This window comes from Ancylobacter sp. WKF20, assembly GCF_029760895.1.
GTDB lineage: Bacteria > Pseudomonadota > Alphaproteobacteria > Rhizobiales > Xanthobacteraceae > Ancylobacter.
This window is the reverse complement of the sequence record NZ_CP121679.1, coordinates 2,490,440-2,506,653: the sequence shown is the minus strand read 5'-3', so window position 1 is coordinate 2,506,653 and position 16,214 is coordinate 2,490,440. Positions and strand designations below refer to the sequence as shown.

Below are 16,214 nucleotides of genomic sequence, written 5' to 3'. Positions count from 1 at the left end.
AGGACGGCGTTACCGTCGGCTTGGTCGACCGGCGCGGCATCGCTGGTTAAGGTGGGCGCGTATAAGGGGAAGCGATGCGCGTGCTGTGGGGTTGGGGCGTACGGCTGGTGGTGATCCTTGTGGCGGCGCCGCTGCTGCTGGGCATCATCTACAATCTCGTGCCGCCGGTCTCGACGCTGATGCTGGCGCGCTGGGCGACCGGGCAGGGCGTCACCCGCGACTGGGTCTCCATCGACGCGATGTCGCCGGCTCTGGTGCGCAGCGTGCTCGCCTCCGAGGATGCGCGCTTCTGCCAGCATATCGGCGTCGATCTGGTCGAGTTGCAGAACGTGATGGACACCGCCGATGACGGCGAGCCGGCGCGCGGCGCTTCCACCATCACCATGCAGCTCGCCAAGAACCTGTTCCTGTGGGGCGGGCGCAGCTATGTCCGCAAGGCGCTGGAAATGCCGCTGGCGGTCTATCTCAACTTCGTCATGACGAAGCGCCGTCAGCTTGAGGTCTATCTCAACATCGCCGAATGGGGCCCGGACGGCGAATTCGGCGCACAGGCGGCGGCGCAGCGCGCCTTCCGGCGTGGCGCTGGGGATCTTAATGGGCGCCAGGCGGCGCTGCTCGCGGTGACGCTGCCCAACCCGCACACCCGCAATCCCGCCAAGCCCGGCCCGGGCCTCAACCGGCTCGCCAGCAACCTTCAGGCCCGCCTGCCGCGCGAAGGACCGGAATTGACGGCGTGCCTCGGACTTTCCCGCGCGTCGGGCGGGTGACTCAGGGCCCCCGAGCGTGTATGACGCGCGCGGATAAAACACCGAGACAGACTCGGGCGCCCCTCTTTCGCTGGGGCGCATGAGTCTGTATAAGCCGCCACTCGAATTACGCACGACCCGGCGCCGGCCCTCCTGTCAGGGGCGTGAGCCATGCCGGTACAGGAGAAGACCATGGCCGTTCCGAAGAAGAAAACCAGCCCGTCGCGTCGCGGCATGCGCCGTTCCGCCGATGCCCTCGCCAAGCCGACCTACATCGAGGACAAGGATTCGGGCGAGCTTCGCCGTCCGCACCACCTCGACCTGAAGACCGGCATGTACAAGGGCCGTCAGGTGCTGAAGGTTAAGGCCGAGGCCTGAGCCTCGCGCCGGCGTTCATCGACGCCTCCAGAACTCTACGAGAAGCCGGTCTTCCCTGAAGGCCGGCTTTCGTTTGTCTGATGCACTTCGTTTACCGTTTGCTCCGCTTTGGACACGCAAGTCATTTGTTGACCGCCCGTCAGGTGGTATGAAGGCCCACCAGAGGTGCCGGGAGCGTGTCCGTGTTGCGTGTTATGCGTCAGACCTTCGTGAGACCGGCAGCTTCCCTGCTGGACCCGGCCCGAGGTCGTGGCGTCGCGATCGCCGCGGTGCTGCTGAGCGTCGGCCTGCTGGCGGGCTGCGCCGGGCGGCCGGGCCCCGAGGCGCTCTCCGCCATCAATGAGACGGTCCCCGGTGTCAGCGAGCACGTCATCCTCGTTGCCTCTTCGCGCGAGCGCGATCCCAATCCCGGTGTGTTCTTCAATGGCGAGCGCACCACGGCGCTGAATTTCGCCCGCATCGACATCACGGTGCCGCCCACCCACAAGCCCGGCCAGACCGAGGTTCCGCGCGGTACTCCCAATCCCGCGACCGACATGACGGTGCGTGAGGCGATCTACCGCGACACGCCGGAGCAGTTCACCGCCGATCTGAAGGCCGAGCTCGCCCGCCGCAAGCCCGGCGACCGCGACGTGACGATCTTCATTCACGGCTACAACACGCTGTTCTCCGAAGCGCTCTACCGCTTCACGCAGATGGCGGAAGATTCCAAGCAGCCCGGCGTGCCCGTGCTGTTCACCTGGGCCTCGCGCGGCTCGGTGGCCGATTACGTCTACGACACCAACAGCGCGACCGCTGCCCGCGATCGGCTGGAAGAGACCATCCGCCTGATCCTCAGCAGCGGCGCGGAGAAGATCACCATCCTCGCGCATTCCATGGGCAACTGGGTGACGGTCGAGGCGCTCCGGCAGATCAAGATCTCCGGCACGCCGCTGCCGCCGGATAAGATCGAGAACATCATCCTCGCCGCGCCGGATATCGACGTGGACGTGTTCAAAAGCCAGCTCAAGCGCTTCGGCAAGCCGCCGAAGCCCTTCATCGTCATCGTCTCGCGCGACGACAAGGCGCTGGCCTTCTCCGACTTCATCGCCGGCGACAAGCCGCGTCTTGGTGCCTACACCAATGACGAGGAGCTGGTGGAACTCGGCGCCGTGGTGGTGGACATGACCAAGGTGAAGTCCGCCGACGAGTTCAACCATGGCAAGTTCGCCCAGCTCGCGGCGATGGCGCCGGAGCTGCGCGGCATGATGGCGCGGGCGCAGGCCCGTGCCGGTGCGCAGGAGATGCTGCAGCAGAGCAGCGTGGCCGGCATCCAGTTCGTCGGGGTCGACAAGCTCGTGCCGACGCTCGCCTCGACCGCGCCGGGAGCCAAGGGCACGTCGAAGCCGCTCAAGCCGCAGAGCGCGGTCTCGACGCCGCCGGCCGGCACCGAGAGCGTTTCGCCGGGCGAGCCCGAGACGCCCGTCCAATAGGCCGGCCATCGCGGGTGCCCGGCGTGGCAGCTGTGGCCCGTGATGCTACAGTGCCGTGTGCCGATGCGTTTCGCGCCTAACCGGATGCCCGAATGCCAGAGCGCCCCGCGCCCCAGCATACCCTGACCGACCTGCTGAAGCCCTATGAGGTTGCCGGAATCGTCGGTGGGCTCAGCGGCGCGGCCTATCGCTGGACACTCGATGACGATGTCATCGTCTGGAGCGAGGCGGTAAGTGAGGTGCTCGGCCCCGAGCGGCTGGCCCATGCCGGCTCCGGTCAGGCCTATCACGCCCTCATCGCCGCCGGCTCGGGCCTGTCGCGGGCGGAGGCGGTGGTCACCGCGCAGACGCCGGGCGGCCTCGCCGGACTGAAACTCTTCGAGACCTCCTATTGCCTCGCCGCGCCGCCGGAGGCGCGCCCCGCCCGGCTGTGGGTGGAGGATCGCGGCGTCTGCCATCTTGGCGAGGACGGGCGAATCCTTGCCGTGGAAGGCGTGGTGCGCCGCCTCTCCATCGGTCGGCCGACGCGTCCGGCCGGCAGTCTCGGCGGCGTCGAGCCGCAATCCGAGCGTCAGCGCCTGTCGCAGATGGTCGATGATCGGCTCAGCCAGGCCTATCGCGATGGCAGCGAGTTCGGCTTCCTGCTCATCGGCATCGACCATCTCGGGCGCCTCAACGATCTCTACGGCTTCCACATCGGCGACGAACTGGTCGATATCGTCTGGATGCGGCTGCGCGCGCAGCTCGCCGAGGGGCAGGAGATCGCCCGGTTTTCCGGCGCCAAGTTCGGCATCGTGCTGCCGCGCCTCGGACCGGAGGGGCTTGGGGCCGCCCAGCGTCTTCTGGCCGGGGTGAACGCCACGCCGCCGCGCACGAGTGCCGGGGGCGTTGCCATCACCGTCTCGGCCGGCGGGCTGGTGGCGCCGCGCCATGGCCGCTCCGTGGCGGAGGTGTTCTCGCACGCCCAGGACACGCTGGCCGCGGCGAGAGCCTCCGGCAGCGGCGGCCTTGCCATCTATTCCCCCGGCAATGACCGCGCGGCCGAGCGGCGGGCCAATCTGCGCTTCGCCGACGACATCATCTCGGCGCTGAGCGAGAACCGGGTGACGCTCGCCTTCCAGCCCATCGCCCGCGCCGATAGCCGTGAGATCGCGCTGCATGAGGCGCTGGTGCGCATCCAGGGGCGCACGGGGCGGGTCTATGATGGCTCCAGCATCATTCCTATCGCCGACCGCTTCGGCCTGACGCGCCTGCTCGACCGGCGCTCGCTGGCGCTGGCGCTGGCGGCGCTGCGGGCGGACCCCGGCCTGTGCCTCTCCGTCAATGTCGCGCCGGGTTCGGTGCATGACGATGTGTGGCAGCGCCAGCTTGAGGCGGCCTCGGAGGAGGGGCTTTGCGATCGGCTGATCGTCGAACTGACCGAATCCGCGTCGATCTCGGATCTCGACGCCATGCGCGGGCGCGTCGCCTGGCTGCACGGCCTCGGCTGCCGCGTGGCGATGGATGATTTCGGGGTTGGCTACACCTCGTTCCGCAGCCTGCGACGGCTCGGCATCGACGTGCTGAAGATCGACGGCAGCTTCATCTGCGCCATGGCGCAGTCCGAGGATGACCGCCATTTCGTGCGCACCATCGTGGAACTGGCGAGCAAGCTTGGCATCGAGACGGTGGCGGAATGGGTGCTTGACGAGGAGGCGGCGCGCGATCTCGCCGCCTGGGGCTGCACCTATCTGCAGGGAGAACTGACGGGCCTCGCGATGGAGCGCCCGCTCTCGGGCCGGGTGCCCGAGGGGGCCTGAGGGCGGGTCATCCCGCCCCCGGCCGGTCTCTCGTGGCGGCCATTCCCTGCGCAGCCCGGCGGGCCTCAGCCCTTCTTGTCGCCGAGCTGGTCGAGCCGCTTCTGCATGTCCGCGACCTGCCGCTTGAGCTCGTCGAAATCGTCGCTCTTGGCCGCCGGGGCTGTCGTCGCGGCGCCGGCCTGGGTCTCGTCCACCCGGCCATTGGGCAGGAACATCTTGAAGGTCCGGTCGAAGATTTCCATGTTGCGACGGACCTGATCTTCCATCACGCCGAAGCCACCGACGCCGAAGGTTTTGGAGAACTGCTCGCGCATGTTCACCTGTTCCTTGGTGAAATTCTCGATCGACATGTCGAGATATTTCGGGACCAGCATCTGCATGCTGTCGCCATAAAACCGGATGATCTGCCGCAGGAAGTTGATCGGCAGCAGGCTCTGCCCCTTGCCCTCCTGCTCGAAGATGATCTGGGTCAGTACCGAGTGCGTGATGTCTTCAGACGATTTCGCATCGTAGACGACGAAGTCCTCGCCATTCTTTACCATCTGCGCGAGATCCTCGAGCGTCACGTAAGTGCTCGTTCCGGTGTTATACAGCCGGCGGTTCGCGTACTTCTTGATGGTGACGGGTTCGTTGGATTTTGCCATTGTGATCCGGTCGCCTTGATCGTTTCCCCATTGAAAAGTCTAGGACGTTTCAAAGCCCCCGGCTACAGGATTGTGCGCCGCGCCATGGGGAGTGGTATCCAGGGTTGTGCCCCTCCGAATTTACCGCGGCGCAATGCGGCCCTGCCATTGACATGGATCATCTGCCCCGCCGACCATAGCTGCACAGTAAGGGAAGGGCGTGGTGCGGGAGCCGCGTCGGCAAGAAAACCCGGTAACGACCCAAGCGGGAGGATGTCTTCATGAAGGACGAAATCGTCATCGTCGGTGCGGCGCGCACGGCCGTCGGCGCCTTCAACGGCGCGCTTTCCTCGCTGCCTGCCCATGAGCTGGGCAAGGTGGCGATCACGGCCGCGCTGGAGCGCGCCGGTGTCGCCCCCGGCGAGGTGAGCGAGACCATCATGGGGCAGATCCTCACCGCCGGCGCCGGGCAGAACCCGGCGCGCCAGGCCTCGATCGCCGCCGGCATCCCGGTCGAAAGCCCGGCCTGGGGCGTCAACCAGCTCTGCGGCTCGGGCCTGCGCGCGGTGGCGCTCGGCTATCAGGCGATCCTCAACGGCGACAGCGAGATCGTCGTGGCTGGCGGGCAGGAATCGATGAGCCAGGCGCCGCATGTCGCGCATCTGCGCAACGGCACCAAGATGGGCAATCTCGAGCTCGTCGACACCATGATCAAGGACGGGCTGTGGGACGCCTTCAACGGCTACCACATGGGCACGACCGCCGAGAACGTTGCCCGCCAGTGGCAGATCACCCGCGAGCAGCAGGACGAGTTCGCCGTCGGCTCGCAGAACAAGGCCGAGGCGGCGCAGAAGGCCGGCCGCTTCAAGGACGAGATCGCTCCCGTCACCATCTCCACCCGCAAGGGCGAGGTCGTGGTGTCGGATGACGAATATCCCCGCCATGGCGCGACCCTCGATTCGATGACCAAGCTGCGCCCGGCCTTCTCCAAGGACGGCACGGTGACGGCGGGCAACGCCTCCGGCATCAATGATGGCGCGGCCGCTGTGGTACTGATGAGCGCGGCCAAGGCCGCGAGCGCCGGCAAGACGCCGCTGGCGCGCATCGTCTCCTGGGCGCAGGCGGGCGTCGATCCGGCGATCATGGGCTCGGGCCCGATCCCGGCCTCGCGCCGCGCGCTGGAAAAGGCCGGCTGGAGCGTCGGCGATCTCGACCTGATCGAGGCCAATGAAGCCTTCGCGGCGCAGGCCTGCGCGGTGAACAAGGATCTCGGTTGGGATCCGTCGAAGGTCAACGTCAATGGCGGCGCCATCGCCATTGGCCACCCGATCGGCGCCTCGGGCGCCCGCGTGCTCACCACGCTGCTCTACGAGATGCAGAAGCGCGACGCCAAGAAGGCGCTGGTGACGTTGTGCATCGGCGGCGGTATGGGCATCGCCATGTGCCTCGAGCGCGACTGACGCGCGGCGCAGGGGAGGCGGGGCGGTTCCAATCGCCCTGCCGCAAGGTAAAAAGGGTGGGTGGTTCCGATGAACGGAAGCGCCCGGTTCCTTGGGGAAGGAACGCCAGAGGGGAAGCTAGATGGGTCGAGTTGCGTTGGTCACCGGCGGCACCCGGGGGATTGGTGCGGCGATCAGCACGGCGCTGAAGGGCGCCGGCTATCAGGTCGCGGCGAGCTATGCGGGCAATGACGAGGTTGCGGCGGCGTTCACCGCCGAGACGGGCATCGCCGCCTTCAAATGGGACGTGTCGGACTTCGCCGCCTGCAAGGCCGGCATCGCCGAGGTCGAGGCCAAGCTCGGCCCGGTCGAGATTCTCGTGAACAATGCCGGCATCACCCGCGACGGGATGCTGCACAAGATGACGCCGGACCAGTGGCATGCCGTGATCGGCACCAATCTGACCTCGGTGTTCAACATGTGCCGCAACGTGATCGAGGGCATGCGCGAGCGCAATTTCGGCCGCATCGTCTCGATCTCCTCGATCAATGGCCAGAAGGGCCAGATGGGGCAGACCAACTACTCCGCCGCCAAGGCGGGCGAGATCGGCTTCACCAAGGCGCTGGCGCAGGAGAGCGCGCGCAAGGGCATCACCGTCAACGCCATCTGCCCGGGCTATATCGGCACGGAGATGGTGCGGGCGATTCCGCAGGACGTGCTCGACAAGCAGATCCTGCCGCAGGTGCCGCTCGGCCGCCTCGGCGAACCGGAGGAAATCGCCCGCTGCGTGCTGTTCCTCGTGGCGGATGATGCCGGCTTCATCACCGGCGCGACGCTTTCGGCCAATGGCGGCCAGTACATGGCGTGACCAGTAGGGCCTGACAGGCCCGTCCATGGGATGAGGCGGGCGGTGCCTCATCCATCTTGGCGAAGCGGGCGGCGGGGGCCATAAGGGGCCTCCCGCCGAGGTGCCCCGATGTCCCGCACTACCGCCACTTTTATCGGCTTCACCGCCATCCTGCTCTGGGCGAGCCTTGCGCTCGCCACCTCGTCGACCGGCGCGGTGCCGCCCTTCCTGCTGACCGCGCTCACCTTCGCCATTGGCGGCGGGGTCGGGCTGATCGCGACGCTCGCGCGCGGCGTCGGGCTTGGCGTATTCCGCCAGCCCTGGCCGGTCTGGCTGCATGGCGTCGGCGGGCTGTTCGGCTATCACTTCTTCTATTTCTCGGCGCTGAAGCTCGCCCCACCGGCCGAGGCCGGGCTGATCGCCTATCTCTGGCCGCTGCTCATCGTGCTGCTCTCGGCCTTCCTGCCGGGGGAGAGGCTGCGCCCGGCCCATGTCGTCGGCGCGCTGATGGGGCTGGCCGGCACGGTGGTGCTGCTCGGCGCCAAGGCGGGCGGCTTCGGCTTCGCGGCGGAGTATGTGCCCGGTTATCTCGCGGCGGCGTTGTGCGCGGTGATCTGGGCGGTCTATTCCGTCGCCTCGCGGCGTTTCGCGAATGTGCCGACCGATGTGGTGGCCGGCTTCTGCCTCGCCACGGCCGTGCTCTCGGCGATCTGCCACGCGCTGTTCGAGCCGTCGATCTGGCCGGTGGGGAATGAGTGGATCGCGGTGGTGGCGCTGGGCATCGGCCCGGTCGGCATCGCCTTCTACACCTGGGACATCGGCATGAAGCGCGGCGACATCCGCCTGCTCGGCGTCGCCTCCTATGCCGCCCCCGTGCTCTCCACGCTCCTGCTGGTGGCGGCCGGCTTTGCCGCGCCGAGCTGGTCGCTGGGAGCGGCCTGCGCGCTCATCGTCGGCGGTGCGGCGGTCGCCACGCTGCTGGCGCGGCGCTGAGGTCAGCCCGGCGACCAGCCGGGCGCGGCCAGTTCGAAGCCGGCGAACTCGAAGCCGGGCGCGACGGTGCAGCCGACCAGCGTCCACGCCCCGAGGCTGCGCGCGGCCTGCCAGGCGCCCTGCGGCACGAGGCGCTGAGGTTCCTCGCCACTCAGCAGGTCCGGCCCGAGGCGCAGCGCCTCGACCGGCCCGGCATCATCCAGCGCAACGGACAGCTCCAGCGGCGCCCCGGCGTGCCAGTGCCAGATCTCCACCGCGTCGACGCGGTGCCAGTGCGAGCTTTCGCCGGCCGAGAGCAGGAAATAAATGGCGGTCGAGACGGCGCGCCCTTCCGGTGTGCGCCGGTGGTCGCGGAAGGTCTCGCGGAAATGCCCGCCTTCCGGGTGCGGCTGTAGGCCGAGCCGGGCGATGACCTCTGCCGCCGTCAACCCGCTCATCGGCATGGCTCAGCCCTTGAAGCTGCTCTTGAGGCTGCGCAGCTCGGTGAAGACCGCGCCGGGCTCGGCATCGGCGAGGCCGAGGCGGGCCGCGAGCTCCGGGTCATCGGCCCGCAGGAAGGGATTGGTCGCCTTCTCCGCGCCGATGGTGGTCGGCAGCGTCGGCTTGCCGGCGGCGACCAGCGCCTCGACCTCGACGGCCTTCGCCTTCAGCGCCTCATTGTCCGGGTCGACGCTCAGCGCGAAGCGGGCATTGGAGAGGGTGTATTCATGCCCGCAATAGACCGCGATGTCGTCCGGCAGCGCGCGCAGCCGCAGCAGCGATTCCCACAGCACCGGCGGGTCGCATTCGAAGGGCCGGCCGCAGCCGAGCACGAACAGCGTGTCGCCGGCAAACAGCAGGCGCGCTTCCTCGAACAGGAACCCGATGTGCCCCTTGGTGTGGCCGGGCGTCTCCAGCACGCGTCCGACCAGGCTGCCGACCGCGACCGGGTCGCCATCGACCACGGTGACATCGACGCCGGGAATGGTGTCGCGCTCGGCGCGGGGGGCGACGACGGTGGCGCCGTAACGCTCCTTCAGCGCCTCGACGCCGGCGATGTGGTCGGTGTGGTGATGGGTGACGAGGATATGCGTCAGCGTCCAGTTCTCGCGCTCCAGCGCGGCGAGGATGGGCGCCACCTCCGGCGCGTCGATCAGCGCCGTCGTCTCGGTCGTCGGGTCGTGCAGCAGCACGGCGTAATTGTCCGAGAGGCAGGGGATGAGACGCAGTTCGACCGACATGTCGTCCTCGGGGCTGGTCATCGAAAAAGGCGACGCGACCGCTGCGAGCGGCCGCGTCCGTGCCTGCAGTCTAGCCGACCCGCCGGGGGCGAGTCAGCGGCCTATCATGGCCGGGCGTCGTCAGCGGCATTCCTGCGCGGCGCGGTCGATGGCGGCCGAGATGCCGTTCAGCGAATAGGTATCGGTGGTCACGTTGCCGCGCCCCGACGTGCCCTTCACCTTCACGTCGCGCCCCTTGCGGAGCGCGTCGATCAGGCGGGTCTCCTCGGCGACATTGCGCACCCAGGCGCCGCTGCCGCGGGTGTAGAGATCGAACTGCGTCGTGCCGATGGTCAGCGCCGCGTCGACACCCTCCTTGAGGGGGAAGCCCATCACCACACTGACCTCGTTCTTCACGTTCTCGGCGGTGCGCGTCGAGATGAAGAAATAGGCCGGGTCACGGTTGAGCCCGGCGGGGTCGCGGGTCTTGGGTTGGGAGAGGGCGTAGCAGATCTTGCCGCTGCCGCTGGTGTCGAGATAAACGCCCCAGTCGCCAAACTGGCTGACGAGCTTCGGCGCACCCTGGGCGCTCGCGCCGGACACGCCGATGAAAGTCAGTGCCAAGCCGGCGAGTGCTGCGCGCACGATGCGTCGTACCATGGTCCCCTTCCTCCGTTCTTCTGCCGCCGTGCGGTTCACACGATTCTCCGTTAAAGCCGCCACAGGGATAACGAGACCCTCTGCCCATGTGAACCCTAACGCCCGGAATGCGACGGCATTCGCCATCAAATGCTGCGAGATCGGCGGCTAATTAAAGGCATGGTGAAGGAAAGATTACCGTTACCCGCCATCGACGTACCGTCACCTGTGGGCAACCGGAATCGGCCCGCCAGCGGCGCCATCAGCGCCCGGCCAGCCGGTCGAGCGCGGCGCGGGCGGCGGCGCGGTGCGCCGGGGCGATATGGCCCGCGAGCATGTTGAGCGCGGTGGCGATCACCGCCGCGTCGTCGGTGAAGCCGATGGCGGGAAAAATGTCCGGCAGCGCGTCGGTGGGCAGCAGGAAATAGGCGAGGGCGCCGAATAGCAGGGCGCGGACCCGTGTCGGCGTCTGCCGGTCAAGCGCGCAGTAATAGGCGGCGGTCGCCTCCTCGGCGAAGGGCACGCGGGTGGCGACACCGGCCAGCTTGCGGAAGAAGCCGGCCCGCACCCGTGCCTCATCCTCCGGCGAGGCGGCAAAACCCGCCGGGTTGTCGGGATCGAATGCGTCGGCCGCAAAGGCGTCGGCATCCAGAACAGTGTCGCGTCGTGCAGCCATCGGCAACTCCTCCTGCCGATCGAGATGGCCGTGGGCGGGCCCGCGCGCAAGATCGCCGGTCACATCAGCGGATAGGCGGCCTCCAGCCGGTAGGGCCCGCCGCCGACGGAATCGCGCGAGGAATAGAGCACGAAGCGGCCGACCTCGAAGGTCGGGCTGCGGAAATAGCCGCGCAAGGCGAGATATTCCGCCACTTGCCGGGGTGGCACGTCGCGCAGCCGGGCGAGGGTCACATGCGGCTTGAAGTTGCGCCCCTCCGGCGGCAGGCCGATGCGCTTCATCGCCCGCTCATGCTCGGCCTGCAGGTCGTTCAGCGCGTCATTGGCCTTCACGCCGGCGAAGATGGAATGCGGCTTGTGATTGCCGAACTGGTCGACGCCCGCCAGCGTGAGATCGAAGCCGAAGCGGTCGATCTCGTCGAGCGCTGCCGCCGCGTCGCGGGCGACCGCGTGGTCCACGTCGCCGATGAAACGCAGCGTCACATGGTAGAATTCGGGGCTGATCCAACGGGCGCCGGGCAGGCCCCCGCGCAGCATCGACAGCGTCTCCGCTATGTCCGAGGGAATTTCGAGGGCGGTGAAGAGCCGCGGCATGGCCCCCTCCTGTGATTTTCCTGCCAGGAAACCGGATCGATTTGACACGGATTCGCCAGCCGAGGAAAAGCGGAAAATGCGACAGGACGAAAACGCGCCCCGCGTCGACATCCCCCGCGGACGTTCCCGCCGAAGCTGACGGGCGTGCCGGAAGCCTATAGGATATGGGCGATGAGCGAATCGACCGAAGATGCGGAACTTCCCGCCGCCGAGACGCCCGCTCCGGCGGCGCCGATCACCTTTGCCACCCTTGCCTCGATCTACCGTTATCCGGTGAAGGGGCTGACCCCCGAGCGGCTCGACGTGGTCGAGCTGGAGGCGGGGCGCTATTTTCCGGGAGACCGGCTCTTCGCCATCGAGAATGGCCCGTCGGGCTTCATTCCCGAGGCGCCGGCCTTCCAGCCCAAGATCAAGTTCCTCATGCTGATGCGCAATGAGCGTCTCGCCGCGCTCGACGCGCGCTACGACGATGCGTCGGGCGAGCTGGTGATCGTGCACGAAGGCACGGAGGCCGTGCGCGGCGATCTGCGCACCCCCGAGGGGCGGGCGGCCATTGAGGGCTTCTTCCAGCGCTACTCGCGCTATGAGCTGCGCGGCGCGCCCAAGGTGCTGACGGCTCCCGAGGGCTTCCGCTTCGTCGACACGACGGAGGGTTTTATCTCGCTGATCAATCTGGCGAGCTGCCGGGCGCTGGGGGAGGTCATCGGCCAGCCGGTCGACCCGCTGCGCTTCCGGGCCAATCTCTACCTCGACGGGCTGGAGCCCTGGGAGGAGTTCGACCTCGTCGGCCAGACCATCGATGTCGGCAATCATGTGAAGCTGCGGATCACGGAGCGGATCATCCGCTGCGCGGCGACCAATGTGGACCCCGTCACGGCCAAGCGCGATCTCGACGTGCCGGGCACGCTGATGCGCACGCTCGGCCATGCCTATTGCGGCATCTTCGCCGAAGTGGTGCAGGGCGGCCTGCTGGCCGAGGGCGATTCGCTGCGCATCACGCTCTGAAGGCGAGCCGGCGAGGCAACAGCCTTCACCACCGATCTTTCGCTCATCGCCGAAAGAAAAGGCCCGGCTCAGCCGGGCCTTTTTGCATTGTGATGGCGCTACCGGCTCACTCGCCGGCTTCGGCGGGGGCGGGGCTTGCCGCCTCGCTGCCGCCCTCGACCTCGCCTTCCGCGGCGCGGTAGCGGCGGCGGCGGGTGCGCGGCGCGCGGGCCTCGCCTTCCTCAGCCTTGGGCGCGGCTTCCACCGGGGCTTCGGCGGCGGGGGCCTCGGCCGGCGGAGCCTTGGCGCGACGCGGGGCGCGCGGCTCCTTGGCGGGCGCGGCCGGCGCGGTGGCGACCGGGGCTTCCGCCTTCACGGGCGCTTCGGCCGGGGCTTCAGCGCGCGGAGCGGGCGCCACCGGGGCGGGGGTGGTCGCCTGGGTGATGAAGGCCGGCAGGCCGATCTCGACCTCGACCGCCGGGCCAAGGCGCGGCTGCGGCTGCTGCGCGGGATCGCGATAGGCGGCGTTCTCGCCCGTCTCGACGCGGGGCTCGCGCGGCTCGCGGAAGGGACGGTCGCGCCAGCGATTCTCGCGACCCTCGCCACGCTCCTCGCGCGGGGCGCGCTCGCCACGGTCCTGATTGCGGTCCTGGCCGCGGTCCTGGCTCCGGTCGGGATTGCGCTCCTGATTCCGGTCGGGATTACGATCCTGGCCGCGCTCCTGGTTCCGGTCACGGTTGCGGTCGCCACGATCACGGTTGTCCCGGTCGCGATTGTCGCGATCCCGGTTGTCACGGTCGCGGTTGTCGCGGTCGCGGTAGAAGTCGCGCGGGGCGTTGTCGCGGTTGCCGTTCTCACGGTTCCCGTTGTCGCGATTACCGTCGCGGTTCCCATCCCGATTGCCGTTGTCACGGCCATTGTCGCGCGGGTGCTGCGGCTCGCGGGCCTGGAAGGCCGGCTGATTGTCGGCGCCGCCCTCCTCGAAGTCCTCGTCATACTCTTCGTCGTCGTTGCGGCTGAAGGGCTGGCCCTGCACGCCGAACTGCGCCTGAGCGGCGACGATGATGCGGTAATAGTGCTCCGCGTGCTGCAGATAGTTCTCGGCGGCGACATGGTCGCCCGATGCCTGCGCGTCGCGCGCCAGCTGCTGGTACTTCTCGACGATGTGCTGGGCCGTGCCGCGCACCTTCACATCCGGGCCGTTCGACTCATAGACGCGGGTGAGCGGGTTCTGGCTGCGCCGGTTATTGTTCCGGCCACGCATACGCTTCTGCTGGTTGTTATTTCGCATCGAGCTGGGTCTCTGATGCCGGTACACCGCCGGTGGGGTCACCCCGGTTCGGGTACAGGCGGGTCCATCGCCTAACTATCCGCCATTCCGGCTCCGTTCGGGCTTGGCCATGCGGCATGGGCCGTTCGGGAGTGGGAGCGTCGGGAAAACCTGTCCCGGATCGACGGCAACCCGACGACAGCCGAAGCCTTCAGGCTTCTGCGCGCCGAGGGTCGCCACCGACCACTGGACGTCCTGCCATGGGAGCGCATCGTCAAGATGCCCCGCGACCGGCCAAGCCGGCTGCGAACGATTGAAACCGATTACCCGGCCCCAATCCGGCGAGCGCAACGTCGCGCTTCAGCCATTCCCATGCTTCATCGTGCAACCAAGGCCGCACCGATAAAACCGTGAAGCATTCTGACCCTGAAACAATCGACGCATCCTCAAGGGGGTCGTCGCCTAACGCCATCGCAACGTCTCTCGGGAGGCGCAGCAGACAGGATCGCTATGTGGCGGATGATGTCTCGGGTCGATTCCTATTCTGGACACTAGTCGGTTCGATACCTCGTTCCAAGAGCTTTTTTGCCACAGACCCAGTAAAATCAGGCCGGAGCGGTCACTATGGCGCGGGCGACATCGCCCAGATCGCGCCGTGCCGGCCCCTCCGCCGGAACGCCGCTCGCCGCGAGCAGGGCCGCCACATCGGTCTCCTGGCCGATGCCGAGTTCCAGGATCGCCCGCCCTCCCGGCGCCAGAAGGCGCGGCAGGGCGGCGGCGATGGCGCGGTAGGCGTCGAGCCCGTCCGCACCGCCGTCGAGCGCCAGAAGCGGGTCGTGCGTGCGCACCTCCACATCCAGCATGGGTATATCCGTGCTGGCAATATAAGGCGGATTGGAGACCACCAGATCGAAGCGGCCGGAAATCCCCGTGTCCCAGGCGCCGACGAGGATCGCGGCGCGGTCGGCCAGCCCGAGCCGTTCGAGATTTGCCCGCGCCTGCCGTGCGGCGCCCTCCGACAGATCGATACCCAGCCCCCACGCTGCCGGATACTCGCTGAGCAGCGCCGCGAGGATGGCGCCCGAGCCGGTGCCGAGATCGAGGATGCGCAGGGCTGCCTGATGGTCGGGAAACGCCTCCAGCGCCGCCTCGATCAGCGTCTCGGTGTCGGGCCGGGGCACCAGCGTGTCGGGCGCGAGCGCGAAATCGAGGCTCCAGAATTCGCGGTCGCCGGTGAGGCGGGCCAGCGGCTCGCCGCTCGCGCGGCGGGCGGCGAGGGCCCCTAAGCGCGCGGCGTCGTCGTCCGACACGAGCACATCGCCACGGGCCACCAGATCGAGATCGGAGAGACCGAGCGCGGCCCGCAGCAGGGCGCGGGCTTCGCGCTCGGGCGTCTCCAGTCCGGCGGCGGCAAAGCGCGCCGCGAGGGCGCGCAGCAGGTCCGCCCGGCGGTTCACCGCTCGCCCCAGCCGGCGCTCTCGGCTTCCGCCAGCAGCGCGGCCTGATATTCGGTGGTCAGCGCCTCGACCAGCTCGCCCAGCCCCTCGCCGGCGACGATTTCCGGCAGCTTGTAGAGGGTCAGCCCGATGCGGTGGTCGGTCACGCGGCCCTGCGGGTAGTTGTAGGTGCGGATGCGCTCGGAGCGGTCGCCCGAGCCGACCTGCACCTTGCGCTCGCTGGCGCGGGCCGAATCGCGCTTCTCGCGCTCGGCCTCGAACAGGCGCGCGCGCAGGAGGCCCATGGCGCGGGCCTTGTTCTTGTGCTGCGAGCGCTCATCCTGCACGGCGACCACCGTGCCGGTGGGGATGTGGGTGATGCGCACCGCGCTCTCGGTCTTGTTGACGTGCTGGCCGCCGGCGCCGGAGGCGCGGAACACGTCGATGCGCAGGTCGGATTCGTTGATATCGATATCGACCGCCTCGACTTCCGGCAGCACCGCCACGGTCGCGGCGGAGGTGTGGATGCGCCCGGAAGCTTCGGTCTCCGGCACACGCTGCACGCGATGAACGCCCGATTCGAATTTCAGCTTGGCATAGGCGCCGGCGCCATGCAGCGCGGCGATGATTTCCTTGTAGCCGCCCGCCGTGCCCTCGGTCAGCGAGAGCACCTCGACGGACCAGCCATTCAGCGCGGCGAAGCGCTCATACATGCGAAAAAGGTCGCCGGCGAACAGCGCCGCCTCGTCGCCGCCGGTGCCGCCGCGCACTTCGAGGATGACGCCGCGCGCATCCATCGCGTCCTTGGGCAGCAGGGCGAGGCGCACCGCATGGCTGAGCTCCTCGATCCGCGCGTCGAGCTCGCGGGCTTCCTCGCGGGCAAGCTCGGTCATTTCTGCGTCGCCCGCCGCATCGTCGATCAGCGCCTGCGCGCCCTTGCGGTCGCGCTCGGCCGCCCGCAGCGCCTTCACGCTCTCGATCAGCGGGGCGAGATCGGAGAATTCGCGGGAGAGGCGGACATAGGTTTCCGCATCCGGGCTGCCGGAGAGCGCGTGCTCGATCTCCGCGTGGCGCGCGAGCAACTGGTCCAGCCGGGCATCGGGGAGGGCGGTCACGGGCG

Annotated in this window: 17 protein-coding genes; 8 read left to right on the top strand and 9 right to left on the bottom strand. The window is 68.4% G+C overall.

Annotation, left to right across the window (positions count from 1 at the left end):
- Positions 1-74 precede the first annotated feature (74 nt).
- From AncyloWKF20_RS11600 to AncyloWKF20_RS11585, 4 genes are all read left to right on the top strand, one after another.
- The gene (locus tag AncyloWKF20_RS11600; RefSeq protein ID WP_279314224.1) at positions 75-767 is read left to right on the top strand and encodes a transglycosylase domain-containing protein; all 693 of its coding nucleotides are present in this window, start codon (positions 75-77) and stop codon (positions 765-767) included.
- 171 nt (positions 768-938) lie between these two features.
- A complete protein-coding gene (gene rpmF / locus AncyloWKF20_RS11595) occupies positions 939-1,124 on the top strand; it encodes a 50S ribosomal protein L32 (RefSeq protein WP_018387408.1) in 186 nt (61 codons plus the stop codon).
- A gap of 209 nt (positions 1,125-1,333) precedes the next feature.
- Positions 1,334-2,596: an alpha/beta hydrolase gene (locus tag AncyloWKF20_RS11590; RefSeq protein ID WP_279314223.1), complete on the top strand. Its 1,263-nt coding sequence runs from the start codon at positions 1,334-1,336 to the stop codon at positions 2,594-2,596.
- Between the two features lie 92 nt (positions 2,597-2,688).
- Positions 2,689-4,395, top strand: a complete 1,707-nt coding sequence (locus AncyloWKF20_RS11585; RefSeq protein ID WP_279314222.1) for a GGDEF and EAL domain-containing protein — start codon at positions 2,689-2,691, stop codon at positions 4,393-4,395.
- Between the two features lie 65 nt (positions 4,396-4,460).
- On the opposite strand, the gene phaR is transcribed toward AncyloWKF20_RS11585, so the two are convergent.
- Positions 4,461-5,039: a polyhydroxyalkanoate synthesis repressor PhaR gene (phaR, locus tag AncyloWKF20_RS11580; RefSeq protein WP_279314221.1), complete on the bottom strand. Its 579-nt coding sequence runs from the start codon at positions 5,037-5,039 to the stop codon at positions 4,461-4,463.
- 260 nt (positions 5,040-5,299) lie between these two features.
- Here phaR and AncyloWKF20_RS11575 point away from each other — a divergent pair, with 260 nt between their 5' ends.
- The 3 genes from AncyloWKF20_RS11575 to AncyloWKF20_RS11565 all read left to right on the top strand — a co-directional run bounded on the left by AncyloWKF20_RS11575 (position 5,300) and on the right by AncyloWKF20_RS11565 (position 8,297).
- The gene (locus tag AncyloWKF20_RS11575) at positions 5,300-6,478 is read left to right on the top strand and encodes an acetyl-CoA C-acetyltransferase (RefSeq protein ID WP_279314220.1); all 1,179 of its coding nucleotides are present in this window, start codon (positions 5,300-5,302) and stop codon (positions 6,476-6,478) included.
- Between the two features lie 121 nt (positions 6,479-6,599).
- On the top strand, positions 6,600-7,325 hold the full coding sequence (gene phbB / locus AncyloWKF20_RS11570; RefSeq protein ID WP_279314219.1) for an acetoacetyl-CoA reductase: 726 nt from the start codon (positions 6,600-6,602) through the stop codon (positions 7,323-7,325).
- A gap of 108 nt (positions 7,326-7,433) precedes the next feature.
- Entirely contained in the window at positions 7,434-8,297 is an 864-nt protein-coding gene (locus AncyloWKF20_RS11565; protein ID WP_279314218.1) for an EamA family transporter, read from the top strand.
- Positions 8,298-8,299: 2 nt separating this feature from the next.
- Here the strand turns inward: AncyloWKF20_RS11565 and AncyloWKF20_RS11560 are convergent, their stop codons facing one another.
- From AncyloWKF20_RS11560 to thpR, 5 genes are all read right to left on the bottom strand, one after another.
- Positions 8,300-8,734, bottom strand: a complete 435-nt coding sequence (locus AncyloWKF20_RS11560; protein WP_279314217.1) for a cupin domain-containing protein — start codon at positions 8,732-8,734, stop codon at positions 8,300-8,302.
- Positions 8,735-8,743: 9 nt separating this feature from the next.
- Complete coding sequence (gene gloB / locus AncyloWKF20_RS11555) at positions 8,744-9,517, bottom strand: hydroxyacylglutathione hydrolase (RefSeq protein ID WP_279314216.1); 774 nt, start codon at positions 9,515-9,517, stop codon at positions 8,744-8,746.
- 120 nt (positions 9,518-9,637) lie between these two features.
- Positions 9,638-10,156: an invasion associated locus B family protein gene (locus AncyloWKF20_RS11550; protein ID WP_267585287.1), complete on the bottom strand. Its 519-nt coding sequence runs from the start codon at positions 10,154-10,156 to the stop codon at positions 9,638-9,640.
- A gap of 241 nt (positions 10,157-10,397) precedes the next feature.
- Positions 10,398-10,811, bottom strand: coding sequence for a YkvA family protein (locus AncyloWKF20_RS11545; protein ID WP_279314215.1), 414 nt, complete (start codon positions 10,809-10,811; stop codon positions 10,398-10,400).
- 59 nt (positions 10,812-10,870) lie between these two features.
- A complete protein-coding gene (gene thpR / locus AncyloWKF20_RS11540; RefSeq protein ID WP_279314214.1) occupies positions 10,871-11,404 on the bottom strand; it encodes an RNA 2',3'-cyclic phosphodiesterase in 534 nt (177 codons plus the stop codon).
- A 171-nt stretch (positions 11,405-11,575) separates the two neighbouring features.
- On the opposite strand from thpR, the gene AncyloWKF20_RS11535 reads away from it, so the two are divergent.
- Positions 11,576-12,409: an MOSC domain-containing protein gene (locus AncyloWKF20_RS11535; protein WP_279314213.1), complete on the top strand. Its 834-nt coding sequence runs from the start codon at positions 11,576-11,578 to the stop codon at positions 12,407-12,409.
- A 106-nt stretch (positions 12,410-12,515) separates the two neighbouring features.
- Here the strand turns inward: AncyloWKF20_RS11535 and AncyloWKF20_RS11530 are convergent, their stop codons facing one another.
- The 3 genes from AncyloWKF20_RS11530 to prfA all read right to left on the bottom strand — a co-directional run bounded on the left by AncyloWKF20_RS11530 (position 12,516) and on the right by prfA (position 16,209).
- Positions 12,516-13,679, bottom strand: coding sequence for a DUF4167 domain-containing protein (locus tag AncyloWKF20_RS11530; protein WP_279314212.1), 1,164 nt, complete (start codon positions 13,677-13,679; stop codon positions 12,516-12,518).
- 584 nt (positions 13,680-14,263) lie between these two features.
- Positions 14,264-15,115 (bottom strand): peptide chain release factor N(5)-glutamine methyltransferase, encoded by an 852-nt coding sequence (gene prmC, locus AncyloWKF20_RS11525; protein ID WP_279314211.1) that lies wholly within the window; start codon positions 15,113-15,115, stop codon positions 14,264-14,266.
- Positions 15,112-16,209, bottom strand: coding sequence for a peptide chain release factor 1 (gene prfA / locus AncyloWKF20_RS11520; RefSeq protein WP_279314210.1), 1,098 nt, complete (start codon positions 16,207-16,209; stop codon positions 15,112-15,114). The genes prmC and prfA overlap by 4 nt, the downstream gene beginning before the upstream one ends.
- Between the last annotated feature and the right edge of the window lie 5 nt (positions 16,210-16,214).